Annotated in this window: 21 protein-coding genes; 1 reads left to right on the forward strand and 20 read right to left on the reverse strand. The window is 63.4% G+C overall.

The features are described from left to right. Positions 1-53 precede the first annotated feature (53 nt). Positions 54-503: a nitroreductase/quinone reductase family protein gene (locus tag AAFP29_RS18570; RefSeq protein ID WP_419218894.1), complete on the reverse strand. Its 450-nt coding sequence runs from the start codon at positions 501-503 to the stop codon at positions 54-56. Between the two features lie 116 nt (positions 504-619). On the opposite strand from AAFP29_RS18570, the gene AAFP29_RS18575 reads away from it, so the two are divergent. Continuing rightward, positions 620-1,306: a TetR/AcrR family transcriptional regulator gene (locus tag AAFP29_RS18575; protein ID WP_419218895.1), complete on the forward strand. Its 687-nt coding sequence runs from the start codon at positions 620-622 to the stop codon at positions 1,304-1,306. A 335-nt stretch (positions 1,307-1,641) separates the two neighbouring features. Here the strand turns inward: AAFP29_RS18575 and ileS are convergent, their stop codons facing one another. The 19 genes from ileS to mraZ form a co-directional block, all read right to left on the reverse strand. Beyond that, positions 1,642-4,794 (reverse strand): isoleucine--tRNA ligase, encoded by a 3,153-nt coding sequence (ileS, locus tag AAFP29_RS18580; protein WP_419219399.1) that lies wholly within the window; start codon positions 4,792-4,794, stop codon positions 1,642-1,644. A 354-nt stretch (positions 4,795-5,148) separates the two neighbouring features. Then, positions 5,149-5,976 (reverse strand): hypothetical protein, encoded by an 828-nt coding sequence (locus AAFP29_RS18585; protein WP_419218896.1) that lies wholly within the window; start codon positions 5,974-5,976, stop codon positions 5,149-5,151. A gap of 12 nt (positions 5,977-5,988) precedes the next feature. Further along, positions 5,989-6,825, reverse strand: a complete 837-nt coding sequence (locus AAFP29_RS18590; protein ID WP_419218897.1) for a DivIVA domain-containing protein — start codon at positions 6,823-6,825, stop codon at positions 5,989-5,991. A gap of 418 nt (positions 6,826-7,243) precedes the next feature. Then, positions 7,244-7,531: a YggT family protein gene (locus tag AAFP29_RS18595; RefSeq protein WP_419218898.1), complete on the reverse strand. Its 288-nt coding sequence runs from the start codon at positions 7,529-7,531 to the stop codon at positions 7,244-7,246. Positions 7,532-7,612: 81 nt separating this feature from the next. Continuing rightward, entirely contained in the window at positions 7,613-8,347 is a 735-nt protein-coding gene (locus tag AAFP29_RS18600; RefSeq protein ID WP_419218899.1) for a cell division protein SepF, read from the reverse strand. Between the two features lie 86 nt (positions 8,348-8,433). Further along, positions 8,434-9,189, reverse strand: a complete 756-nt coding sequence (locus AAFP29_RS18605) for a YggS family pyridoxal phosphate-dependent enzyme (protein WP_419218900.1) — start codon at positions 9,187-9,189, stop codon at positions 8,434-8,436. 3 nt (positions 9,190-9,192) lie between these two features. Next, positions 9,193-9,909, reverse strand: coding sequence for a peptidoglycan editing factor PgeF (gene pgeF / locus AAFP29_RS18610; RefSeq protein ID WP_419218901.1), 717 nt, complete (start codon positions 9,907-9,909; stop codon positions 9,193-9,195). Positions 9,910-9,911: 2 nt separating this feature from the next. Beyond that, positions 9,912-11,081, reverse strand: a complete 1,170-nt coding sequence (ftsZ, locus tag AAFP29_RS18615; RefSeq protein ID WP_419218902.1) for a cell division protein FtsZ — start codon at positions 11,079-11,081, stop codon at positions 9,912-9,914. Positions 11,082-11,372: 291 nt separating this feature from the next. Beyond that, the gene (locus AAFP29_RS18620; protein ID WP_419219400.1) at positions 11,373-12,065 is read right to left on the reverse strand and encodes a cell division protein FtsQ/DivIB; all 693 of its coding nucleotides are present in this window, start codon (positions 12,063-12,065) and stop codon (positions 11,373-11,375) included. Positions 12,066-12,081: 16 nt separating this feature from the next. Then, positions 12,082-13,551 carry a UDP-N-acetylmuramate--L-alanine ligase gene (gene murC / locus AAFP29_RS18625; protein WP_419218903.1) on the reverse strand — a complete coding sequence of 490 codons (1,470 nt, stop codon included), beginning with the start codon at positions 13,549-13,551 and terminating at the stop codon, positions 12,082-12,084. 2 nt (positions 13,552-13,553) lie between these two features. Next, on the reverse strand, positions 13,554-14,729 hold the full coding sequence (gene murG, locus AAFP29_RS18630) for an undecaprenyldiphospho-muramoylpentapeptide beta-N-acetylglucosaminyltransferase (protein WP_419218904.1): 1,176 nt from the start codon (positions 14,727-14,729) through the stop codon (positions 13,554-13,556). Then, positions 14,717-16,288, reverse strand: coding sequence for a putative lipid II flippase FtsW (gene ftsW, locus AAFP29_RS18635; protein ID WP_419218905.1), 1,572 nt, complete (start codon positions 16,286-16,288; stop codon positions 14,717-14,719). The genes murG and ftsW overlap by 13 nt, the downstream gene beginning before the upstream one ends. Then, on the reverse strand, positions 16,285-17,826 hold the full coding sequence (gene murD / locus AAFP29_RS18640; protein ID WP_419218906.1) for a UDP-N-acetylmuramoyl-L-alanine--D-glutamate ligase: 1,542 nt from the start codon (positions 17,824-17,826) through the stop codon (positions 16,285-16,287). The genes ftsW and murD overlap by 4 nt, the downstream gene beginning before the upstream one ends. Before the next feature lie 4 nt (positions 17,827-17,830). After that, the gene (mraY, locus tag AAFP29_RS18645) at positions 17,831-18,916 is read right to left on the reverse strand and encodes a phospho-N-acetylmuramoyl-pentapeptide-transferase (protein WP_419218907.1); all 1,086 of its coding nucleotides are present in this window, start codon (positions 18,914-18,916) and stop codon (positions 17,831-17,833) included. A 72-nt stretch (positions 18,917-18,988) separates the two neighbouring features. After that, on the reverse strand, positions 18,989-21,013 hold the full coding sequence (locus AAFP29_RS18650; protein WP_419218908.1) for a UDP-N-acetylmuramoyl-L-alanyl-D-glutamate--2,6-diaminopimelate ligase: 2,025 nt from the start codon (positions 21,011-21,013) through the stop codon (positions 18,989-18,991). A gap of 106 nt (positions 21,014-21,119) precedes the next feature. Next, complete coding sequence (locus AAFP29_RS18655; protein WP_419218909.1) at positions 21,120-23,039, reverse strand: peptidoglycan D,D-transpeptidase FtsI family protein; 1,920 nt, start codon at positions 23,037-23,039, stop codon at positions 21,120-21,122. Between the two features lie 21 nt (positions 23,040-23,060). After that, positions 23,061-23,861 (reverse strand): hypothetical protein, encoded by an 801-nt coding sequence (locus tag AAFP29_RS18660; RefSeq protein WP_419218910.1) that lies wholly within the window; start codon positions 23,859-23,861, stop codon positions 23,061-23,063. Further along, positions 23,858-24,880 (reverse strand): 16S rRNA (cytosine(1402)-N(4))-methyltransferase RsmH, encoded by a 1,023-nt coding sequence (rsmH, locus tag AAFP29_RS18665; protein WP_419218911.1) that lies wholly within the window; start codon positions 24,878-24,880, stop codon positions 23,858-23,860. Before rsmH ends, AAFP29_RS18660 begins: the two co-directional genes overlap by 4 nt. Positions 24,881-25,080: 200 nt before the next feature. After that, a complete protein-coding gene (gene mraZ, locus AAFP29_RS18670; RefSeq protein WP_419218913.1) occupies positions 25,081-25,521 on the reverse strand; it encodes a division/cell wall cluster transcriptional repressor MraZ in 441 nt (146 codons plus the stop codon). Positions 25,522-25,868 lie beyond the last annotated feature (347 nt).

A 25,868-nucleotide genomic window follows, 5' to 3' on the forward strand; every position in this document is an offset into this window, starting at 1 on the left:
CCGAACTCACCAACCCATAATAGGTTCCTGGCAACCGGCCAGGATCTGACGCCTTAGTTCACTCCGAAGACCGGAAGGGCATCGAGATTCGCACGAAGGACGGATTCCTCCGACGTCGGGGTAAGGCCGTCGGGCAGAAACCGGCCGACTTCCCAGCCCCAGCGGCGCAGATAGTCGGTGATGACCGTTGTCTTGACGTCGGCGTCGAAGATCTCGACGAGCGTGACGCCACGTTCCCGACGACCGCGGCGCAGTACGGCCGTGGGATTCACTCGCGCGTTGCGTGACCACTGGGTGTTGCCACGGGGCGAGACCAGATATTCCCGTCCACCGATGACGATCGGGTTGACCGGAATACGCTGCGCATTGCCGCTTACGCGACCGTAGACGGTCAGGCTTTGCGCCCCGGCCATATTGACACCGCGATCGGCAAGCCAGCGAACTGACGAATTGAATAGCCGCTCAACAGGATTCGTAGCCGAGTGATAGTGGGTGGTGGTCATTGTCGATTCCTCTCGATATTTCCGGAACAAATGTGAGCACTGCTCTCATATCGAGTATGCACATCGGCTCGACGCAAATCAAGAGCACTGCTCTCATTTGTGGCAGAATGCGGCATATGAGTAGTCGCGCAGCGAAACGGCAGGCCGTAGAAGCCCACATCCTCGACCTCGGGCGCGCTCAGCTGGCGACCGTGGGCGCGGCGGCACTGTCGCTGCGCGCCATCGCGCGCGAACTGGGGATGGTCTCGTCGGCGATCTACCGGTACGTCGAGAGTCGCGACGAATTGCTGACCCGACTGGTCGTCGAGGCGTACGGCGAATTGGGTGACACCGTCGACCATGCGGTGTCGTCCTCGCCGCACGACGACCCTCGCGAGCGGATTCGCGTTCTCGCACATGCGTTTCGGGACTGGTCGATCGCGAATACCGCACAGTTCTCCTTGCTCTACGGCTCACCGGTACCCGGCTATCACGCGCCGGCTGAACGTACCGTCGAGCCAGGCACACGAGTGATGCGCAGGTTGATCGAGACGCTGGCGCAGGCCGTTGTCAGCGGTCAGCTGATCGCGACCGGCGACGTCGACCCAGGACTGGCCGCCGACCTCGCCTACATCCGCGCCGACCTCGGCGTTGAACTCGACGATGCGGCGCTGGTCCTGGCCGTGTCATTGTGGACCTGGCTGATCGGAGCGGTCGGCCAAGAAATCTTCGGTGGATTCGGCGCCGACACATTCAGCGCCCCGGCACTGCTCTTCGACGCACAGTTGCGGCAGCGCCTTGGCGCAACGTCGGCTGAGAAGTAGACGACTTGCGCACCACGGGGCTACGTCAGCGACGTCGGCTCACCACGTCTCGATAAACCGAAACTCGCAGGCTCGCTTCGGCACTCGACGATCCAATGGTGCCGCGCCACAACCAACCGTCCACCTCGATCGTCGAGTGCCGCGACGAGCTTGCGAGGCGTGGTGTATCGAGACGCCGCGCGGCGACCTCCCAACCCAGCCACCTGAGTCACCTTGACGACGTCGGCTCACCACATCTCGATACACCGAAACTCGCAAGCTCGCTTCGGCACCCGACGATCCAATGGTGCCGCGCCACAACCACACCTGACCGTCCACTTCGACGATCCAGCGTGTTACGCCTTACTTACATCCGCGCTTACTCCATCGCCCAATTCGATCGCGCCCGGCGCACCGGTCTCTACGTCGAAGGTGGTCGCAAGTACCTCACCCGCGATCAACTGCGAGTGCGTCCGCGCCCAATCCAGCCGTTCGGCCGGGACGACGAATCGCACGGTGATGCGATCAGACACTTCAAAGCCGAGGTTTCGACGTGCGTCCTGAAGTTCGCGGACACGGTCCTTCGCCCAGCCCTCGGCCTCCAACTCCGGCGTGACCGCGGTATCGAGGACGACCAGTCCGCCCCCGCCGGGCAACTCCGCAGTCGAATCCGGCTCGGCGGCAACGAGTTTGCGTGTGTACTCGCCGTCGACAAGATCGATGCCACCCGCCGTGACTACCTCGCCGCCGTCCGCGACAGCCGACACCGACCACTCACCCGACTTGACCGCCTTGATGACCTTCTGGACATCTTTACCCAGTCGCGGTCCGGCTACCCGGGCATTCACCGATAGCTCGACGCGTCCGAACTTGTCGGCATCCTCGCTCAACGTGACTGACTTCACGTTCATCTCGTCGGCGATCAAGTCGGTATACGGACGCAACCGGTCCACCGTCGGCGATGCAATCGTCAACCCCGGCAATGGGAGTCGCACGCGCAACTTATTCGCCTTGCGCACACTCGACGTGGTCGAACACACCGCCTGAACTTCATCCATCGCGGCAACCAGATCCGCGTCGCCAGGAAGGTCGCCTGCCGACGGCCAATCCGTCAGATGCACCGAACGCTCGCCGGTCAGACCACGCCACATCGCTTCGGTCGCCAGCGGCAGTAGTGGCGCGGACAGTCTGGCAGCGACTTCCAGCACCGTATACAGCGTGTCGAACGCGTCGGGGTCAGCGTCCTGGCCACCCCAGAAACGCGAACGTGACCGCCGCACATACCAGTTGGTCAGCGACTCGCAGAACATGCGGAACGACTCACACGCACCGGCGATGTCATAGACGTCGAGTGCCTCGGTCATCTCATCGCGCGTGACGGCGAGTTTCGCGAGAATGTACCTGTCGAGCACATTCGTCGAGTCGGTACGCCAGACCGCGGGCCGTTCGGCGTAGAGCTGCAAGAAACTGTACGCGTTCCACAGTGGCAACAGAGCTTGCCGCACTCCCTCGCGGATACCGCGTTCGGTTACCACCAGGTTGCCGCCCCGCAGGATCGGCGACGCCATCAGGAACCACCGCATGGCGTCGGAGCCGTCCCGATCGAAGACCTCGTTGACATCGGGATAGTTGCGCTTGGACTTCGACATTTTCTGTCCGTCATCGCCCAGCACAATCCCATGTGCCGCAACATTTTTGAACGCCGGCCGATCGAACAGCGCAGTCGACAAGACATGCAGGTTGTAAAACCAGCCACGAGTCTGCCCGTTGTACTCGACGATGAAATCACCCGGATTGTGCGGAAGCTCGCCCGCATCGCCGCCGTCAAACCACTCCCGATTCTCGAAGGGATAGTGCACCTGGGCGAATGGCATTGAGCCTGATTCAAACCAGCAGTCGAGTACCTCCGGAACGCGCCGCATCGTCGAATTGCCGCTCGGGTCATCGGGATTCGGGCGGACCAGATCATCGATATACGGTCGGTGCAAGTTGGTCGGACGAACACCGAAGTCACGTTCGAGCTCGTCGAGCGATCCGTACACGTCGATCCGCGGATAATCGGGATCATCGGATACCCACACCGGGATCGGCGCACCCCAATAGCGGTTACGACTGATGTTCCAATCCCTCGCACCCTCAAGCCATTTGCCGAACTGCCCGTCGCGGATATGCGATGGCACCCAGTTGATCTGCTTGTTGAGTTCGAGCATCCGCTCCTTGATCGGGGTGACCGCGACAAACCACGAGGGCACCGCCATATAGATGAGCGGTTGACCCGAGCGCCATGAATGAGGGTACGAGTGCTCGATCGTCTCATGTCGCAGGATGCGCCCAGATGTCTTGAGGTCCTTGATGATCGCCGGGTTGGCGTCGAATACCATCAGCCCTTCGTACGGCGGTACCTGTGCGGTGAACCGGCCGCCCGGATCGAGCGGCTGCACCACCTCGATGCCATTGGCGGTCGCCAGATCCATATCCTCCTCGCCGAAGGCCGGCGCGAGGTGAACGATGCCAGTGCCGCTGTCGGTGGTGACGTAGTCACCTAGCAGGATCCGGTGCGAATTCGGATGTCCCGCAAAGAAATCGAACGGCGGCAAATAGTGTACGTCGGCGAGCTGATCACCCGGATAAGTCGCGATGATCTCGACGTCGCCGAGTTCTCGCTCGTAGGCGCCGAGCAGAGCGTTCGCCAGGAGGTATTCCTGCCCATCCGAACCACGGACGTGGGCATACTCGACGTCGGGATTCACCGCGATCGCCAGGTTCGACGGCAGCGTCCATGGCGTGGTGGTCCAGATGAGGGCGTTCACGCCGTTGAGGGCCGCAAGATCGGAATCCGGTCCGATCACCAATGGCATCCGCACCGTGACCGCCGGATCCTGGCGCATCCGGTAGGCATCATCCAGTTTGGATTCCTGGTTGCTCAGTGGCGTCTGCTCGTACCAGCTGTACGGCAGGACGCGGTATCCCTGGTAGATCAGCCCCTTGTTGTGCAACTCCTTGAATGCCCACATGACCGACTCCATGAAGTCGAGATCAAGTGTCTTGTAGTCATTGTCGAAATCGACCCACCGAGCCTGGCGAGTCACATAGTTTCGCCATTCACCTGTGTAGCGCAGCACCGAGTCGCGGCAGAAGTCGTTGAACTTCTCCACGCCCATCTTTTCGATCTCCGACTTGTCGGTGATCCCCAACTGACGCTCGGCCTCCAATTCGGCCGGCAAACCATGTGTGTCCCAACCGAATCGACGGTCTACGCGTTTGCCCCGCATCGTCTGGAAACGTGGGACGAGATCTTTGACGTACCCGGTGAGAAGGTGGCCGTAATGCGGCAGTCCGTTGGCGAACGGAGGGCCATCGTAGAAGATGAATTCCTCGGCAGCTTTATCCGGACCGCTCTGCCGGTTCTGTATCGAGGCTTCGAAGGTCTGATCGGTATCCCAGTAGTCGAGGACGATGTTCTCGACATCGGGGAATCGCGGTGCACCTCGGCCGGTTCCGCCAGTCATGTCGATGATCGGGTAGACCTGCCCCACACCGGAATCAACAGGCTGTGCCGACGAACCATCGCCGGACAAATCGGATTCGCTACTCATGTCTTCCTCCGTGCCGAAATCAAACTCTGGCACGGGGACGCTGATCGGGGAACTCCCGGTCTATCAGCGCGGTACCACCCCGCTTGCATCTTTCGATGCCTCTCTTCCGACACCGGCGCGAACACCGAAATCGACGCGGCTGTAACGGGCCACACCCGCTCGGGTCTACTGAGCCCGGGGCATCGTCAGATGCCGAACCGTTCTTCCGAGTGCTCCCCGGTGATGGCCGGATCAACGCAATGTGGAACTTCTGCTAGCAGTGTGCCACTACTCAGGCGGTGGATGCCAGTTGGGATCGAGCGGGTCGAATTTCGGCATACCCGACGCGCCAGCGCCGGTCGGGCCGCCGTCGGTTTCCCGATGTCGGGATCGTGTCACAGACGGCCGCGGATGCATGGTCGAGCCGTCGAGGTGTTGCTCAGCCGGTACTGTCGCCGGCGTTTTCACCGGAGTCGACGTCGACCAGTTAGATGCCGCCCGGTCGATGAACTCGGATTGCGCCGGAGCAATCGACGACTCCCAGCGGACTCCCGATCCCAATACCCCAGGCGTTGCATCAACCCGAGGAACCGGTCCGGTATCTGCCTCGTCCGCGCGTGGCTGCACTGAGTCCGACGCCGCGTTGAATGTGCCGGTGGTGGCCGCCACATAGTCGGAGAACGTCCCCTCGGCGACCGATGCACTCTTCTCATCGGCCAGCCGCGCTGCCTGCGAACTCGGCTGCGGCACGCCGCTCGCGATCGGCGGCTGCTCGTGCCGCACGACGCTGGGTGACGGCGCTGCGGGCGTCTCAAACCCGAGTGGTGGGTTCGGGGCGCCGACACGAACATCGGCGTCCGGGGCGTTGCCAACTTGAGTGTCGCTGCCGACTTGAGTGTCGCCCTCCTCGATATCGGCACCGAACACCGAATCCCTATCATCGGCGGCTTCCGCCTTGGCGACCTTGGCCGACCGGAGCACATCGGCCACCAAAAGTCCGACACCAATCAGGCAGACTGCGATACAAGCGATCGCAATCCACACCTGACTGGTGACTAGACCCACTACCAGAAGCGCGAACCCGACCAGGGTCGTCGCAATGGCCAGTGACAGCACGAGACGAGAACCCTAGTTCTTGGTGAAGTTCTGGTAGCCGCCGCCGTTGTTATTGCCGGCGTCCGAGCCGTACGACTCGTTGCGAGTACCTTCCACCGGTGCCGCGCTGCCACGCTGCTGCAACTCTTCGAGCTGCGACTCCAGGTACGTCTTCAGACGGGTACGGTACTCGCGCTCGTATGTCTTGAGCTGTTCGATCCTGCCCTCCAGCACACCGCGTTGCTGGTTGATGGTGCCCATGATCTCGCTGTGCTTGCGCTCGGCGTCAGACTGCAGTGCCTCCGAACGCTCCTGCGCCTGGCGCAACTGTGCCTCGGACCGGGTTTGCGCATCGGCGAGAATTGCCTCCGAACGCTGCCGGGCGTCAGCCAACAGGGCGTCGGACTTCGTCTGCGCGTCGCCGACCAAAGCATCGGCACGTGTCCGCGCGTCAGCCAGCAAGGTGTCGGCTTCGGTCCGTGCATTCGAGGTCACTCGATCCGCGGTGTCCTGAGCCAGGGCGAGGACCCGCGCGGCGCGCACATTGGTCTCGTCGCCAATCGGGGCCTGCTGCTGCGGAGCGGCCGCGAACTGCGGTTCGGGGGCGGGAGCCGGCGCGGGAGCGGCGAATACCTGGGTGCGATCTTCGGGGGCCGGAGCGGCCGCGGGAGCTCCCGACCGCGCTGCCGCGAGGTCGCCTTCGAGCTCGTCGACGCGAGCCTTGAGATCGGTGTTCTCTTCGATTAGACGCGCGAGTTCCGCCTCAACGAAGTCGAGGAACTGATCGACCTCATCTTCGTTGTAACCGCGCTTGCCAATCGGCGGTTTACTGAACGCGACGTTGTGCACGTCAGCCGGTGTCAGCCGCATGGTCGGTTCCCCTTTATCTGTGGTTCGAGCGTTTCTACTTGTGGGTCGAGCACTGAACTCCAGCGCAGTGGCCCGAGCCCGTTGCCTACACGTGACCTTTACTCTGTCACATGTCAGTTCGAGGCTCGTCGCCGCAGTCACGTTGAGTTCAAATCCGTAACTAGCGTCCTATCCTGTCACATCAATACCGTTGGTCGCATCCGGTCGATGCGCTCTCGCAACTTAATATTCGCCAAACAATGACAATCAACGTTACGTCACCGTGGTGGCCAGGACTAGTTTCGGATCAACCTGAGCGTTTGATCAAACACTCGAAAGTACGCTTTTACCTGCAGATATCTCGGAAAAGCGACTAAACGACAATGTTGTTATTCGACTAAATGCCATTAATGTGATTACCGACTCAAAGAAATTCGTATCAAATTTGGCTACCAGCGAGTTGATAACCGACAATCGCCACGATCATCACAATCATCAGGGAGAGATCAAGGCGGACCGGCCCCAACGGCAACGGCGGGATGAGTCGGCGAAGAAGCTTGATCGGCGGATCGGTGGCGGTGAAGACCGCCTCGATGACTATTACCGCGGCACCCTTGGGACGCCAGTCCCGGGCGAATGAGCGCACCAGCTCCACGACCAGACGGCCCAGCAGGAGCAGCCAGTACGCGAAGAATGCGTAAGTAAGAATTGTCCAGAATATCGTCACTACACCACTGTGCCCGATAGTTGCGCACTAGCGCTCGCCGGGTGCGGCACCATAACTCCACCAGCACCCGACGGCGAGTGCTCAGCTGTGGTTGTAGAAGCCGGTCTCGGCGATCTTGCGGCGATCCTCCGGTGACACATCGACGTCGGCCGGTGAGAGGAGGAACACCTTGGTGGCCACTTTGTCGAATGAACCACGCAGCGCGAAGGCGAGCCCGGCCGCGAAATCCACCAGGCGCTTAGCGTCGTCGTTGCTCATATCAACCAGGTCCATGATTACCGGGTTGCCGTCGCGGAATCGTTCACCGATTGTGCGAGCCTCGCCATAGTCCGAAGGGCGCAGGGTAGTGATCTTGTGCAGCGGTCCGTCGGCGAAGATCCGATCGAGTTCACGCTGGTCGTTGGTGGCGACTGAACGAGATACGGCCGCTGCGCGCATACCGGCGGCGGACCGGGGCAGCGGCTCGAGGCGCGAGACGCTCGAACGCTCACGCTCGGCCCGCATCGGGCCGGCGTATGCGTACTCGCCGCCCGCGACTCGACGTTCGGCTTCGTAACGCTCGTCGGCGTAACGATCCTCCGCGAACCGCTCACGCTCGTCGGCGTAACGATCCTCCGCGAAGCGGTCGGCCTCGAACCGATCGGCGGCGTACCGACCGTCCCGGAAGGAACCCTGGCCGTAGTAGTCATCGCGGTATGCACGCTCCCGCGGTGCCGAGCGAGCCGGCATCACGTTCGAGTCCTCGAGGTAGTCATCCTCGTAGTCACTCGGAGGCACCATGCCGAAATATGCCTTGAACTTCTGCATCGTGGTCATCTCGGGCCTCTCTTGGGTGGCGATCGGTGTTGCAATTGTGATTGTAGTGAAATGTGTGAATCCTGGTACTTCTGTGACCGATGTGATTACGGTATCGGCCGAGCCCCCAAGATTGCAGTTCCGACACGCACACATGTGGATCCGAATTTCACTGCGACGTCAAGATCACCGGACATACCTGCTGACAGGGTCGTCGCCAACGGATAGCGCATGACGAAGTCGGCCTGAGTCCGCGCCAGCTTCGCCATCCACATTTCGCGGTCGCCATGCTGGGGTGCGATCGCCATCAGACCCGCCAGCCGAAGACCGGCAGCCGTCCCGACCTGATCAGCCAGCTCCGGCAATCCGTTGGCCGGCACGCCGCCACGTCCCGGGTCATCGTCCAGACTGACCTGCAGCAGCACGTCGAGCGCATTCTCCCGCTCCCCCGCATCCAGGGCGGCCGTCACACCCCGGCCCAAGGCCTCGATCAAGGGTGCACCGTCAACCGAATGCACGGTCCGCGCCCAGCGCGCCACTGATCGCGCCTTCTTACGTTGGACACTGCCAATCATGTCGAATGTCGGCCTTGATGCCGAATCGTCTAGCGCCGCAACCACTTCGGCCACTTTGCGGCCAGCCTCGGGCTCACGCGATTCGCCGAATTCGGTACAACCGAGATCGATCAGCCGCAGGACGTCGGCGGCCGGGAAGAATTTGGTGACTACAAGCAGCGACACCGTGCCAGGCTCGCGCCCCGCGTCGGCGACCGCGACATCCAATCGGGCTGATACCGCAGCCAAATTGGCGGCTAGTTCAGCGCGCCGGCTGTCATCTCCGACGCCGACTGTCCGCGCCGACACGAGTCACCGACCAGTTTCGCGCCAGATCACCGACGCGAGACGCCCGGTGGGCGCCTGTCGGCGATGACTGAACAACGTGCCGTCGGCGATGGTGTCGCGGGGATCCACGGCAACCGCGGCAACTCCGGCCTCCAACAATTGCCGGCGCAGACCCGCCCGCAAATCAAGACCAGTCGTGCCCTTCGCGGTGCGGCTGGCGCTGCCGGGCAAATGTTTTTCGACGTCGCGTTGCATCGCCGGTGGTACCTCGTAGTTCGCGCCGGATGCCGCTGGCCCCAGAAATGCGCCGATCCGGTCGACACGCGCCCCGAGTTCAACCATCACCTTCAGCGTCTCGGGAATGATGCCGATCCGCGCACCGACCCGCCCGGCGTGTACGCCCGCGATCACGCCAGCCTCGTCGTCGGATAACAGCACCGGCACACAATCGGCGGACAGCACCGCAAGGGCGAGGTCAGGCTGCGTGGTTACCAGTGCATCGGTCGCGGAAATCACTTCCGTGACCGGTCCGTCGACCACCGTCACATTGCGACTGTGAATCTGTTCCATCCAGACCACGCGCGTATCGGCCAGTCCGATCTGCTGCGCGAGCCGAGCCCGGTTAGCCGCAACCGCAGCCGGATCGTCGCCGACATGATCACCCAGATTGAAACTGTCGTAGGGAGCGGCCGACACACCCCCGGCGCGGGTGGTGGTCACCCGGCGCACTGTCGAACCCATATCTATCGCCGCATGAAGTCCGGCACGTCGACGTCGTCATCGTCGAGGCGGACGGTGTTGCGACGCGGTTCCTCGTTGCGCGCGAACGGATCTGACGCACCGGCCGGCGCTGCACCGAATAGTGGGTCATTCTTCGCCGCAGCGGTCGTGGATCCGGCCTGCCCTTGCTCGACGCCTGCTCGGCCGGCCGATTTCGCAACCGGCGACTCGCTTGCCTTACGCGGCGTGCCGCCGTCGAATCCGGCGGCGATGACTGTGATACGAACTTCGTCGCCGAGGTTGTCGTCGATAACCGTGCCGAAGATGATGTTGGCGTCTTCGTGAGCCGCTTCCTGGACAAGGGTCGCGGCGTTGTGGATCTCGAACAGACCGAGGTCACTGCCACCGGCGATTGAGATCAACACCCCACGCGCGCCCTCCATCGACGCTTCGAGCAACGGCGAGTTGATCGCCGACTCGGCGGCTTTACGGGCCCGCTCCTCGCCGCGCGCGGAACCGATTCCCATCAACGCACTTCCGGCGTCGCTCATGACACCCTTGACGTCGGCGAAGTCGACGTTGATCAGTCCCGGCGTCGTGATTAGGTCGGTGATGCCCTGAACACCGTTGAGCAGTACCTCGTCGGCGCTGCGGAACGCATCCATCAGCGCGACCTCGGCGTCGCCGAGCTGCAATAGGCGGTCATTCGGGATGACGATGAGTGTGTCGCAAGACTCGCGCAGAGCGGCGATGCCGGCATCTGCCTGACCGCCGCGACGCTTGCCCTCGAAGCTGAACGGACGCGTCACCACACCAACGGTCAGCGCGCCGAGCTTGCGGGCAATCTGCGCGACGACGGGGGCACCACCGGTTCCGGTGCCGCCGCCCTCACCCGCGGTGACGAAGACCATGTCAGCACCCTTGAGGAGTTCCTCGATCTCGTCGCGAGCATCCTCGGCTGCCCGGCGGCCAACCTCCGGATCGGCTCCGGCGCCGAGTCCGCGCGTCGAATCGCGTCCGACGTCCAGTTTGACGTCGGCGTCGGAAAGAAGCAGCGCCTGAGCGTCGGTGTTGATCGCGATGAACTCGACACCCTTGAGGCCCTGCTCGATCATTCGGTTGACAGCGTTGACGCCGCCACCGCCGATACCGACGACTTTGATGACGGCCAGGTAGTTGTGCGGTGGCGTCATGCCTCGCCCTCCTCGTGAGAAAAACCCTAAACCTAAACCATAGATATAGAGTTATGTCAAGTACTTGTTTCTGGTGATGACGGTAGGCATCGCATCGACTCCAAGCCAGCTTGTGCGCGGCGTGTCGGCAAAGTTCTGCGATATTGCGGTGCGGCTCACGGTCAAACCGTCGCGCGGCGTCGGGATTTGGCTGAAAACTGCGGAATCAGCGGGAGCAGGCGAACATTCACTTCGACACGTGCGACGACGCAGTTACCAGACCCGTCGCTTCATCCGCCCCGACGTCGACTCTTACCGGTAGGCGGGATACTCCGGACTCGACACGTTATAGCTCGACGCCTTACGAGTCATGATCAGCCGCAGCGCCTCGGCCTTGTCCGCAGTCCGCGTGCTGTCGCCCCAGACCACGGTCCTATTGCCGCGCAATACAAATTCGATGTCAACCGGGGAAGACGCGTTGACTTCGACCAACTGCCCGGCGAGAAACGGCGGTAAGTCGGCAATCACCGGCAGCACGGCCTTAGTCGTCGGATCGGCGGGTCCCGGATTCGGTGTGGAAAACACCGGCAGTTTGGAAATCTCTGGCGGCAACGTGATGGACTTGTCGTAATGCCGGTAGGCAACTCCGGTCTTATCCAAAACATGTATCTGGGTATCGGTCGACACCTTGACCACCGGCCGCCGCTCGGTGACGGTGATTACGATTTTCGACGGATACGACCGCTGGATACGGACCTGCGCGACGTCCGGTATCGCCGCCACCCGTCGGGCAGCGGGAGCGGTATTTACCTGCAGGAGCGGGCGCCCCTTCGAAATCGCGGCTGCGGACAAGATCTGATCATCGGATACTTCGCTGGTACCGACGATCTCGATGGACCGCACAGACATCAACGGTGTGAAGTAGGCGACCGCTGCCAGCGCCCCGGCCACCACCAGTACCGCGAGCACCCACCATATGCTGCGTGTGGACCGCGACGAACGCACCGACGACACTGGTGCCTCACGCACCCGAAGCAATAGATTCGTCGCCGATCGCGGCAAGGATCTCCGGCGCCTGCATCGTGATATCGCCCGCACCGAGCGTGAGGACGATGTCTTTTCCAGTCGCGAGTCCCGCGACGATCCCGGGAAGTTCCGACAGACTCCGCGCGAAAATCGCTGGCACCGAAACCAATTCGCTGATGATTCGGCCACTTACGCCGGGCAGTGGCTCCTCCCGCGCACCGTAGACATCGGCAACCACTACCTGGTCGGCGGCCGACAATGCCAGTGCGAACTCGGCCGCGAACTCCTTGGTCCGCGAATACAGATGAGGCTGAAAGACTGCGATGACGCGCCCCTCACCGGCAACCGACCGAGCGGCGGCCAAGACCGCGGCCACCTCGGTCGGATGATGCGCGTAATCGTCGAACAGGCGAATGCCGCGGGCAGTCCCCCGGAATTCGAATCGCCGATGGACACCGCTGAACGCTTCGATGCCGGCGATTACCGCATCCAATTCGCCACCGGCACGGACACATCCGAGAATCGCGCCGAGTGCGTTGAGAGCCATATGCTCGCCGGGAACCGTCACGATGAAGGTGCGCTCGATGAAGTCGTCAGCGGCTCCGGGCAATGCGAATCGTGCCCGCACTCGCCCACCGTCCGCGGTCGGCTCCCATGAAAGTAGTTGTGCCGCAGTACCGTTACGACCGTAGGTGAGGACGGAAACGTCACGATCGGCCAAACCCGCGGCGGTACGCTGCGCCAACGCCGCCGATCCCGGATCGTCGGCGCACACGACGACGGTGCCGCCCGCTACCACTCGATCGCAGAACTGGTCGAATACATCGACATAGGCTTGCTCGCTGCCGAAGAAGTCCAGATGGTCGGCCTCGATATTGGTGACCACGATGACGTCCGGGCGATATTCGAGCAGCGAGCCGTCACTCTCGTCGGCCTCAGCTACAAAGATGTCGCCGGTGCCGTGATGTGCGTTCGTACCTGATTCGTTCAGCTCGCCGCCGACCGCGAATGAGGGATCCAGACCGCAATTCTGCAGTGCCACAACGGCCATCGACGTCGTCGACGTCTTGCCGTGAGTACCGGCCACGAGCAGCGTGGAATAGCCCTCCATCAAGGTGGCCAGCACAGCGGGACGCAACAGGATCGGGATATCGCGCTCACGCGCCGCCACCAGTTCCGGGTTGGTCTTGGGGATCGCCGCGTGTGTCGTCACCACCACGGTCGGACCGCCAGGCAATTGATCGAGCGCCGCGGGATCATGCCCGATCGCGATCTGCGCACCTCTGGTCCGCAACGCGAGGATCCCACGACCGTCTTTCGCGTCCGATCCCGACACCTGACCACCGCGAGCCAACAGAATCCGAGCCAGCCCCGACATTCCAGCACCGCCGATGCCGACCATATGCACACGTGACAGTGACTCCGGAAGTGTTCGCCGAGAAGACTTTTCGACATGCTCTGCCATCGTCACCCCCGCTCGTCCGCGAAATCGGCTGCCAGTTCCAGCGCGGTCCGCGCGACCACGCTCGCCGCATCCCGGTGACCGCCTGCCGACGCCGCGGCCGACATTGCGGCGAGCCGTTCGGGGTCGCCGAGCAGCGCGGGAACTTCACGTGCCACCCACTGCGTAGTCATCTCGGTATCGTCGACGATCAGTCCACCGCCGGCCTCGACCACCGGCAGAGCATTCAGTCGCTGCTCACCGTTGCCGTGCGGCAGTGGTACGTAGACCGCGGGCAGACCGGTCGCGGAAACCTCGGCGACCGTCATCGCGCCAGACCGGCAGATCACCAAATCGGCTGCGGCATAGGCCAAATCCATCCGATTGAGATACGCGACGCCGATATACGGTGGCGTGCGGGCGTCATCGCCCTTCGCCCGATCGCGGTGTCCATGCGACGGCTCGATCGTGTTCTTGGGCCCATATGCGTGGAGTACGCCGATCCCCGCCTCAGCGAGTGCACCGCTAGCACCGGCAACCGCATCGTTGAGCCGGGCAGCTCCTTGGGACCCGCCGAATACGAGCAGTGTCGGAGCGTCGGGGTCCAGGCCGAAGTAGTGACGAGCCTTGTCGCGTAAGGCTTTTCGATCGAGTCCGGCCAGCGAACCGCGAACCGGCATACCAACCACGACGGCGCCGGGGAGGCCCGACGAGTCAACCGCGGCCAGTACCTTGTCGGCATAGCGGGCACCGATCTTGTTGGCGATGCCGGCACTCGCGTTCGCCTCGTGAATCACCACCGGGATGCGGCGACTTCTCCGGATATGCCCGCGAGCAGCGAAATAGGCCGGCAAAGCGACATATCCGCCAAATCCGATCAGGACGTCGGCGTCGACGTCCGCGAGTACTTTGCGCGCGGCCAGCACAGCCCGACTCAGCCTGAACGGAACTTTGAATAGATCGGCATTCACCTTGCGGGGCAAGGGAACCGGCGGAATCAACTCCAGCGAATAACCGCGATCAGGGATAAGACGGGTCTCCAGTCCGCGTGTCGTACCCAACGCCGCGATACGCGCCGCGGGTGCCAGTGCGGCGACCGCGTCGGCGACGGCCAACGCGGGCTCGATATGCCCGGCTGTACCGCCGCCGGCCACCACCACCGACAAGTGCGCGCCATCGCCTGGCACCGTCACGAACGCCACCACCGTTCCTGTTGCGTCGCGCGCCGGGCATCGGCGCGTCGGGAACGATTGTCCACCGTCGCGTCTACGCCCGCGCGTCGGCGTCCGATTGTGTCACTCACATCACCGCGCCGAGAACTCGCGCCACCACGACGTGCGCCGGAAGTCAGCAGGTCATAGGAAGATCCTCGACTCGACACCCTAGGTCGCGGGGCCTGCCCACGCTCAGGCTTGTCACGCGGTCGACGCCAGCCGGATCGTCCCGCCTCGACGCCGCGTCGATCTCGCGGCCGCTGGTCGAGTCGGTCGCGCAGGCGGTCGGCGCGCGACGGGTGATACGGCACCGGGGTCGGTAGGCGAAGCAGGCGGCTGACGCGAACCGGACCGCTGGCGGTTAGCGCCGCCACCGCGTCCGGCTCATGTCGTGCCGCATTGGCAAGCAGGCCCAGCATCGCCAGAATCGTCAGAGTCGAGGTACCACCGGCCGACAGCAACGGCAGCTGAATACCGGTGACCGGCAACAGGCCGACGACGTAACCAATGTTGATGAACGCCTGCGCGGTGATCAGCACCGTGATCGTCGCGGTCATCAACTTGATGAACGGGTCGACCGATCTCGCCGCGATACGCAGTCCAAGAAAGGCCAACAGGGCGAACAGTCCGACCACCAGCAAGCCACCGATGAGTCCGAGCTCTTCGCCGATGATCGCGAAGATAAAGTCGTTATGCGCGTTGGGCAGGTAGTTCCATTTGGCACGACTCTGCCCAAGTCCGACGCCGAAGATTCCGCCATTGGCCAGCGCGTACGTCGCCTGCCTAGCCTGGTAGCCGGCACCCTGCGGATCGTTGATCGCACCGAAAAAGCTTCGAACGCGCTCGGAGCGGTACCCCTCGGCGAGTGCGAGCACCACCGCGACCGCTACACCGGTCACGACGAAACCGGCGAAGACCCGAAGCGGCAGGCCGGCGAACCACAGCAAGGCTCCGACGATGATCGCGACGGTGATCGTCGTCGACAAGTTGGGTTCGAGAATGATCAGCAGGCAGATCAGCGCTGCCACCGGCAACAACGGGATAAGCAATTCACGCAGGGACGCGTTGTCGCGGCGCCGCGAGGCCAGCAGGTGTGCGCCCCACACGCACAGAGCGACTTTGACCAGCTCCGACGGCTGCACCGACAGTCCGCCGATCACGAACCAGCGTCGTGCGCCCTGACTGAGGGTACCGATGCCCGGGACCAGGACCAGGGCCAACAGCACGGTGGTGATCACGATCATCGGCGCCGCCGCCCGACGAATCAGCCGGATCGGCAGGCGCAGCATGATGTAGAAGACGACGAGTCCGAGCACCGCGAAAGTCATCTGCGTGGTGAACAGGCCGTATGCCGATCCCTCCTTCGAGTAACCCTCGACCGATGACGCGGAGAGCACCATCACCAGTCCGAAGGCGGTTAGGAAGAAGGCCATCGCGAGGACGAGATGAAATGACGCCAGCGGCCGTCCGAGGATATTGCGGACCGCGCCGATAATGGCGGCCGGCCAGCTCGTCTGCTCGTCGCGCCCGGTCACGCCCGCGGTCATCGGGACGCCTGGGCCGAATCCACCACACTGCGTGCCGCTGCGATGAACGCGTCACCGCGGGCGCCGTAGCTGGCGAACATGTCCAGCGACGCCGCGGCGGGTGCGAGCAGTACCGCCGACACCGGGCGTGCTGATCGGTCGGCCAGCTGCCAGGCCCGCTCGACGGCGACGTTCATCACCGCGTGCGACGGTGGCAGATCGACGGTTTGGCTCGCCCGCTCGTCTGACGGCGGCAGGGCGCGCGCTCCCAGGGCAGGTCCTTCGACGACACTCACCTGCCCATCGTCCCCTGTGAATACTGTGACTGTTGGGACTTCTGGGGCGTGTCGCGCAATAGTGTCGACGATTATCTGCCGATCTCGACCGATGGCCACCACCCCGGCGAGCCGCGTCACATTCGCCGCAACCAATTCGTCCACCGATGCGCCTTTGAGCAGCCCACCGGCAATCAGGACAACCCGGTCATACCCAGACAGCGCAGCCATTGCCGCATGCGGATTGGTCGCCTTCGAATCATCCACGAATAGGACCGCCCCATCGTCGAGCTCGCCGACGGCAACCACCTCGCCCCGGTGAGCGGCCGGGGCAAAAGTACGCAAACCAGCGGCTACCTGCTGCGGACTCACGCCTACCGCCCGGGCCAGCGCGGCGGCGGCCAACGCGTCGGCGATACCCGACGGTCCAGCCGGACGAATGGCATCGGCTGAGATCAACTCGGCGGACTCGCCGTCACCGAAGGCACGATCGGTCAGCACACCGTCGAGTACACCGAGCTGTCCGGGGGCCGGTCGGGCCAGCGTGAATCCGACCCGACGACTATCAGCCCCGACCGGGAGCGTCGAGGCCACCACGTCGTCCTCGCCAACGACGGCGACCGCCGCCTGCAGCGCGAGGGCCTTAGCCGCCGCATAGGCCGCGAACGACCCATGCCAGTCGAGGTGGTCCTCGGCAACGTTGAGCACAACCGCGGCGTCGGCGTGAACCGAAGGCGCCCAATGCAATTGGAAGCTCGACAACTCCGCACACAGAACGTCGGCGCGCCGCGGGGCAACCATCGCGTCAAGCACGGTCAGTCCGTAGTTGCCGCAGGCCGCCGCATGCCGTCCGGCAGCGGTCATAATCGCCTCGACCATTCCGGTAGTCGTCGTTTTGCCGTTGGTACCGGTGACAACCAGCCAGGTGCGGGGTTCGCCGAGCACCCCGGCCCGGTCGAGTTGCCAGGCCAGCTCCACTTCACCCCATACCGGCACGCCAGCCGCCTGCGCCGCGACCGGCAGCGGATGTGTCGGCGCGAAACCGGGCGAGACCACCAGAAGATCCACGTCGGTCAACCCATCGGAGAGTGCGCGATCGATCGAGATGCCCGAGACCTCTACCCCACCGAAAACCTCGCGTCCCGGCGTCGAATAGCGATCGTCTACCAGACATACTCGCGCCCCGACACCGGCGAGGTAGGCCGCGGCCGACCGCCCGGCGGCACCGGCACCGGCAACCAGCACGGTCGCATTCGGCAATTCGGCGACGAGCGTATCCGGCACCGGGTTATCCACTGGCGGTGACGAATTCGCTGTAGAACAGCGAGAGCCCGAGTGCACATGCGATGGCGGTGAGCAACCAGAATCTGATGATCACCGTGGTTTCTGCCCAGCCACCCAATTCGAAGTGATGGTGGAATGGCGCCATTCGGAACACTCGACGCCCGGTGGTCCCGAAGAAGGCGATCTGGATCACGACCGAGACTATCTCGGCGACGAACAGCGCACCGAGCACGATCGCGAGTAATTCGGTGCGGGTGGTGATTGACAGGCCGGCGAGCAAACCGCCGAGCGCGAGCGAACCGGTGTCGCCCATGAAGATCTTGGCCGGTGCGGCGTTCCACCAGAGGAATCCGAGGCAGGCGCCGCCACCGGCGACCGCGAGCAGCGCGAGGTCTTGCGGATCACGTACGTGATAGCACCCGGCATTGCCGACCGAGCCGGGGTTGACGCAGGCATTTTCGTTCTGCCACAACGCAACCAGCACATACGAACCGAGGACCATTGCCATCGACCCGGCCGCGAGGCCGTCGAGTCCGTCGGTGAAATTCACCGCGTTCGACCAGGCCGCAACGACCAGCCAGCAGAAGATGACGAAAACGACCGACCCCATCGAGATCGCCACGATGTCGCGGACATAGGACAGGTTGGTGCTCGCCGGCTCATCTCCGGCACCATTGCGGAACTGAATCACCAAGATGCCGAACAGGATTGCGGCGATGAACTGACCGACCGACTTGGCGGTCTTGTTCAAACCGAGGTTTCGATGCTTACGGATCTTGATGAAGTCGTCGAGAAATCCCACGATCCCCAGCGCGACGGCAAGACCCAATACCAACAGACCCGACGCCCGCGGCCCCGAACCGTTGGCGATGAAGCCGACGAGATGTGCACCGAAGTAACCGGCCACCAGTGCGGTGATGATCGCAACGCCGCCCATCGACGGGGTACCGCGTTTAGTCTGATGACTCTGCGGCCCCTCGACGCGGATCTCCTGGCCGAAGCCCTGTCGCGAAAATACCTTGATCAGAATCGGGGTCAACAGAATCGCGACCGCCAGCGAGATGGCTCCCGCAATCAGGATCTGCCACACAAGTAGGTCCCTTACCGTTTGTTCCGACAGTTGGTTCGTAGGTGTTTCTCAGCCTTCTATCAAACCTTGTTCTCAGCCGGTCAAGACCACCAGCCCCGCAACGGACAACTCCTCGGTCAGTGCGCGAACGTCGGCCGGACCGGCCACCGCGACCATGTCACCCTCGGCCGGCTGCCAGTCGGGGTCTGAACGTAGCAGCTCACGAGCTTGGAAGGGGGTCTGGGCCAGCACGGCCTCGGCACCCCATGATCCTTCCATGACCGCGCCCTGGTGCAATGCACGGACGGCGCGAGACGAACCGACCGCGAGAATCTTGTCGACGGCCAGTCGAACCGCGAGCCGGCCGAGCCGGTCGTGATCGACGACGGTTTGCTGTTCATCCGCACCTTCGTCAGGCTCCAATTCGCCCAGAATCAGCCAGGTGCGCGCGCCGCGGTCACGATGGGCACTGCCGACGCCGGAATCGGCGGCCTGCGCCACCAGACGTCGAATGAGTGCGCTGGCGTCGGCGACCGTCGCGGTCGCGTCGTGCACACCTGCGACCTTTGCCCGCAACGCGGCCGCCAGCACGACTCGATCGTCGAAGGGGTGTTTGACGCCGTTGATCTCCTGGCCGGCCTCATGCCCCTTACCCGCGATCAACACAACGTCGCCTGGTGAGGCCCACTCGACGACCGCCGCGATGGCAGCGGCCCGGTCACCGATGTCGCGGATCGGCTCGGACGTGGACGGTCGGTCCTTCGCCTCGATGGCAGCGGCACCCGCATACACCTCGGCGCGGATCGCGGCCGGTTCCTCGGTGCGCGGATTGTCGTCGGTGATCACCACGAACTCGGCGCCACGCGCCGCTGCTGCCCCCATGTGAGCGCGTTTGCCGGTATCGCGGTCGCCGCCTGCACCGATGACCACGCCGATCCGGCCCGCGGTCTGTTCCCGCAAGGTCGCAATGACGGCTTCCACCGCCGCCGGTTTGTGCGCATAGTCCACGACGGCCAGGAACTGCTGCCCGTCGTTGATCCGCTGGAGTCGACCGGGAACCGACACCGCAGCCAAGCCGGCCGAGATGGCTGCGAATTCCACGCCGACTGTTCTGGTAATCGCAACTGCCACAAGAGCATTGGCGATATTGAACCGACCTGGCAGCGGCAGGGTGAGATTCAACTCGGCGGCGTCGGGGCCCGAGACACGCACACACTGAGTGCCGTCGACGGCGATGGACGACTCACCGGCGGTCCACTGTGCCGATGTGGATCCGGTTGACACGGTCACCGGCGAGGGGGCGATCCGCGCCATCTGCCGTCCCCACTCGTCGTCGACGCACACTACGCTGCGTTCGGCGCGCAAGTCCGAATCTTCTTTGAAGAGAATCGCTTTCGCCTCGAAATAGTCTGCCATCGTCGGATGGAAGTCGAGATGATCCTGAGACAGGTTCGTGAAGGCTCCGACGTCGAATCTGGACCCGGCGACGCGACCGAGGGAAAGCGCGTGACTCGACACTTCCATCACCACGGTGTCCACTCCCTGCTCGACCATCGCCGCGAACAGTGCTTGCAGATCTGGCGCTTCCGGGGTCGTCAGGGAACTCGGTTGTGCCACACCGTTGATGCGGGTCTGCACAGTACCGAGTAGGCCGACCGAGCGACCGTCGGCGAGCAGGATCGACTCGACCATGAAGGCCGTGGTTGTCTTACCCGAAGTGCCGGTAATTCCGATGAGGGTCAGCGACCGGCTCGGATCTCCATAGATCGACGAACTCACCCGGCCCAGAACCGAGCGCGGTTCCGGATGCACGAGGATGGCAACATCGGCATCGGGCAGCTCCGCGGCGATAAGCTCGCGGCCGACCGGATCGGTGAAGATCGCCGACGCACCCGCATTCACCGCATCAGCAACGAACCGCGCGCCGTGTACGCGATTGCCCGGCAGGGCCGCGAATAGATCGCCCGGAGTGATCGACTGCGCCCGCAGACTCACTCCAGTGACCGCAACCTGCGCCGATCCGACGACCTGCGCGTCGATCGTTGATGCCAGGTTGCCAATCGAGGTCGGCGCGACGCGCTGGGGGCGAATTGGCCCGGACTGTTGCGACTGCGACACGTGCCATCGCCTCCTTAACTATCTCGCTTGCGGGGCTGCACCGCCCAACAACATACCGCTCACCTGGCCGACGCCCACCATCACCGGCGGCGCATCGGCTCGGGGGTCAATCGGTGGTCAGTGTCAGCTTGGGTGTCTGCGTCGGCGACAGCGGCACCCGATCACGCTGCAGCAGCCACGAAGCAATCGTCCCGAACAGCGGCGCGGCGGACTGCCCGCCCGAGCCGTCAGAACTGCGTGGCGGATTGTCCATCATGATGCCGACCACGTATCGCGGATTATCCGCGGGCGCGATACCCGCGAAGGTGATGTTGTAACTCGAATTCGAATACCGGCCGGTTACCGGATCAACCTGCTGCGCGGTGCCGGTCTTGCCTGAGATCTGGTAGCCGGGTACCGCAGCCTTGGAGCCGGTGCCCTGCTGCACTCCGGTGGGATCGTTCTGGATTACCGCACGGAACATGTCGCGGACCGTCTTGGCGGTTTGGTCGCTGACCACCCGAACCGGTGTCGGAGGCGCGGGCGTGCTGGCATCGTGGCCACTTCGCTTCTCCGACTTGAAGATTCGCGGTGGCACCCGCACGCCGTTGTTGGCGATGGTCTGGTAGATGCCGGTCATCTGCAGCAATGTCATCAACAAGCCCTGGCCGATCGGCAAGTTCGCGAAAGTCGAACCCGACCACTGACTCAAGGCCGGTACGTCACCTGATGATTCGGCGGGCAACTCGACGCCGGTTCGCTCACCGAGTCCGAAACGCGCCAGTAGATCCGCGTACCGCTTGTCGCCAATCTTCTTGGCAAGCATCAGGGTTCCGACATTCGACGACTTGCCGAAGATGCCGGTGCTGGTGAAGTGTTCCGGCCCGTGTACCCAGGCATCGCGGACAGTCACGCCGCCCATATTGATGGAGCCAGGTACCAGTAGTACCGAATTGGGAGTGGTGACACCGTATTCGATGGCACCAGCGGCTGCGATCACCTTATTCACCGAACCCGGCTCGAAGGGTGAGGTCACCGACGGATTGCCGAGCTCAACACCCTTCTGCTCGGACAGTGGTTTTGCGGCGTTGAAAGTACCGTCATTCGCCATCGCCAATACTTCGCCGGTATGCGAATCGAGTACCACCGCGGACACACTCTTCGCTCCCGACGCCGCCTTGGCCGCGGCGACCTGACTCTGCACAAACCACTGAATGTCAGAGTCGAGAGTCAATTGCACGGTGGCGCCGTTGATCGCCGGGTGAACGTTACGGGTACTGCCCGGAATGATGGCACCGTCCGAACCACGGTCGTAGGTGGTCGAACCGCTGGTACCGGCGAGAACCGAATCCATCGACGATTCGAGACCAATCAGACCGTTGCCGTCGTAGTTGACGTCGCCGACTACGTTCGCGGCCAATGACCCACCGGGATAGAGGCGAATATTCTGCGGGTCGGCGCCGACCTCGGGGTAGTCCGCGACAATCTTCTTCGCGACGTCGGTGCTGACCGATCGGGCGAGGTAGATGAATTTGTCGTTGCCGGTCAGCTTGGCCAGCAGATCGCTCGCACTGATCGAACCGCCCAGCGCACTCGAGACCCCTTTGGCGATCTGGTCGAGCCGGGTTTTGACATCGGGAAGCGACGGGTCCTTCTGGTGCGCCTCATCGATCGACTTACGAACTGCTTGCGGAAGGAATGTCAGTGCCCGCGCCTCATCGGTATAGGCCAGCGGACGGCCATTGCGGTCCACGATCGCGCCACGTTTAGCCGTCAAGACCTGGGTGTATTCGCGCTGTTCGGCTGCCTGCTCTGACAATGACTGCGCATCGATCGCGTGGACAAAGATCATCTTGGCCGCGACTATCAGCACCGCGAGAATCACCAGCACCCCGGCCATTCGGCCACGGAAGACGAACTTCTCTGGATGCCGGGGAGGGCGTCCGCCGCCATCTTTCGCACCGCCACGCGGCGAACGCACTGCTGACGGGCGTTTCGCCCGACCCGTCCGATCCGGGCGCGGCGGGAACAAGCTGGCACGCGTCATGATGTTTGATTGTCCCTTGCGCTACCGGTTGCGGCCGGAATTTGGAGCGGTCGGCGTGCCGCCGGGCAAGACATTCGACGTCGGTCCGTCGCCGGCGGGAGCGGGTGCGGTTGCCGTCGGCGCGGGAGCCGTCGGCCCGGTCGTCGAGCCGGGCGCCGGAGTTGACGAGCTAGGTGCCGAGGTGGTCGTCGGCGTGCCACTGCTGCCGGGCAGTCCACGCGAATCGTCAACCTTGGATACGTCGATCTTGGCTGTCGGATCGTCGTTCTGCTTCGGGTTGATCGACTTCGGCGCATGTCCCGAGACAGCCTCCGGGGTGCCATAGATGCGCGGTTTTCCGTTCGCGCCCACCACCATTCGAGCAGGATTGCGCGCGGGCACCATCCCCAGTTTCGCGGCCTTGTCGGACAGATCCGGCGCGGCATCGGCGGATTCGAAAGTCTTCTTTAGCGCGTCACGCTGGTCGGTCAACGACTGGTTTTCCGCGCGAGCGATACTCAATTCGTAGGAATCCTGCGCCGACCTGGTGGATAGCCACAGCGTCAGGACCATACCGGCGAGGATGAGCGCTACCACCGGTACGACAAATGGCACGGCCGCGACGCGTTCCCGCAGGGTCGGTCGAGGGACGGCCGGGGACGGTGCCGGTGCGGCATCGTCGGACTTGCGACGTCGCGCCCAGGACTGCGATACATCTGAGCCCGACTGCCCGGCTCGCTTGGCTCTACGATCCATCGCCTTCTGCGCGGCCTTCGACCGCGTTGGCCGCGAGGTATCAGCGGCACGCGCCTGCCCGCGGGTACGGGTGTCGAGCAACGTCATAGCGGTGCCTCCTCAGCGATTCGTTCGATAGCGCGCACGCGTACCGGCGCCGAGCGCGGGTTACGTTCCAATTCGGCGTCGTCGGGCCGTTCAGCGCCGCGGGTGATCAGCGAGAACCTGGCCGCGGCACCCGGCAACTCAACCGGCAGTCCAGGTGGGGTTCGCGAGGTAACACGCTGTGCGAATTCCTTTTTCACGATTTTGTCTTCGAGTGACTGATAGCTCATCACCACGACCCGGCCACCGACCCGCAGTCCGGCGAGGGACGCGGGCAGGGCGTGCCGCAATGAGTCGAGTTCGTGGTTCACCTCGATCCGCAGCGCCTGAAAGGTGCGCTTGGCGGGATGTCCGCCGGTCCGCCGCGTGGCCGCAGGAATGGAAGCGTAGAGCAGTTCCACTAAGCGTCCACTCGTGGTGAATGGTTCGATGTCGCGGGCGCGCAATACCGCCGACGCGATCTTTCCGGCGAAGCGCTCGTCGCCGTAGTCGCTCAACACCCTGGCCAGCTCGCCGTGACCGTATGTGTTCAGAATCTCTGCCGCGGTCAGCTCGTCCTGCGAATTCATTCGCATATCCAACGGTGCGTCGACCGAGTACGCGAAACCACGATCGGCCTGGTCCAGTTGCATGGACGACACACCCAGATCGAATAACGCCGCGTCAATCCGCGCGCCGGGGGCTCCCGCGCTGGCGAGTATGCCGGGCAATTCGTCATACCGCGCGCGGTGAAATCCGATTCGATCGCCGAATCCCGAAAGCCGTTGTCGGGCAATGGCAATCGCATTGTCATCCCGGTCGATACCGATGACTCGCACTGCCGGGAACGTATTGAGCAGGAGTTCACTGTGTCCGCCCGCGCCGAGGGTGGCGTCGACGACAACGGCATCGGAGCCATCGGGACTTGTCCGGGTGAGCGCGGGGGTGAGCAGTTCTACGATCCGTTGGGCCATCACCGGCACATGTCCGAACTCGCCGGAGCGTCGAGGCTCGGACAGTTGGGAGTCGTCGTGGTCTGGCATCGCGTCTACCCCCTCACCAAGGTCGAAAGCCGATATCGAACTGATTGAAAGCGCAAGGGCACGGCGGATGTGTGTGGCGACGATCGTCGGGTGGGACTCAGGTCCCGGTCCGATCCGCACCTGGCGTTGGGGAAGTACGTCAGGGTCGGTTCGGGCCGGGGCCTCAGCTCACCCGCTGGGGCCATCGGGTCACATCTGCTCTAGAGCACCGAATCCAACGCGGCCGAACCAGCCGCGGAGAAGTCGTCCTCGTGCTCGTCCTGGTATGCGCGCCATGCCTGCGCATCCCAGATTTCCAAGTGGCTAAAGCTGCCGATGACCACGCACTCTTTCGAGAGCCCGGCGTACCGACGGTGATCCGCGGACAGGGTGATTCGGCCCTGCCCATCCGGACGCTGTTCGTCGGTGCCGGCGAAGAAGTACCGCTGGTAGGCACGCGCATCGGGATCGTTGCGCGAGGCCGCCATCGTCTTCTCGGCGATGGCATCGAACTCGTCGAGCTGATACACCGCCAGGCTGCGGTCCTGGTTTCTGGTAACCATCACGCCTCCTGCCAATGCATCCCGAAATTTCGCGGGCAACGTGAGTCGCCCCTTGTCGTCCAATTTGGGCGTGTAGGTGCCGACAAATCGCATAGACATGTCGATCACCTCCTGCCCTGTGGGCTAGGTGCGCGGTTCCGGTTGCCGCGTCCCTCACCCAGTGCTGCCACAGTACCCCACTTTCCACCACTTTCCACCCCTCATCCCCCACCGGCGTGTCCCGCGATCATAAAGTTCCAGTTCAACAGCTATAAAAGTGGTGGGGAAATATCCGAGACTCGTGTTAATGAGCCGTGACCGCAGTGACTAAAGTGATGAATTGGGACTTTTGATGCAGGTCGAGGCTCACGACTGGCGAATAGTGGTGGAAAGTGGGGATTGAGGGGGCAATGCCCGCGACCGGTCTTCCTGATCGCAGACGCGCCCCCTTTTCGGGAGCACAAAAA

The sequence above is a fragment of the Gordonia sp. CPCC 205333 genome (assembly GCF_048537885.1).
Taxonomy (GTDB): domain Bacteria; phylum Actinomycetota; class Actinomycetes; order Mycobacteriales; family Mycobacteriaceae; genus Gordonia.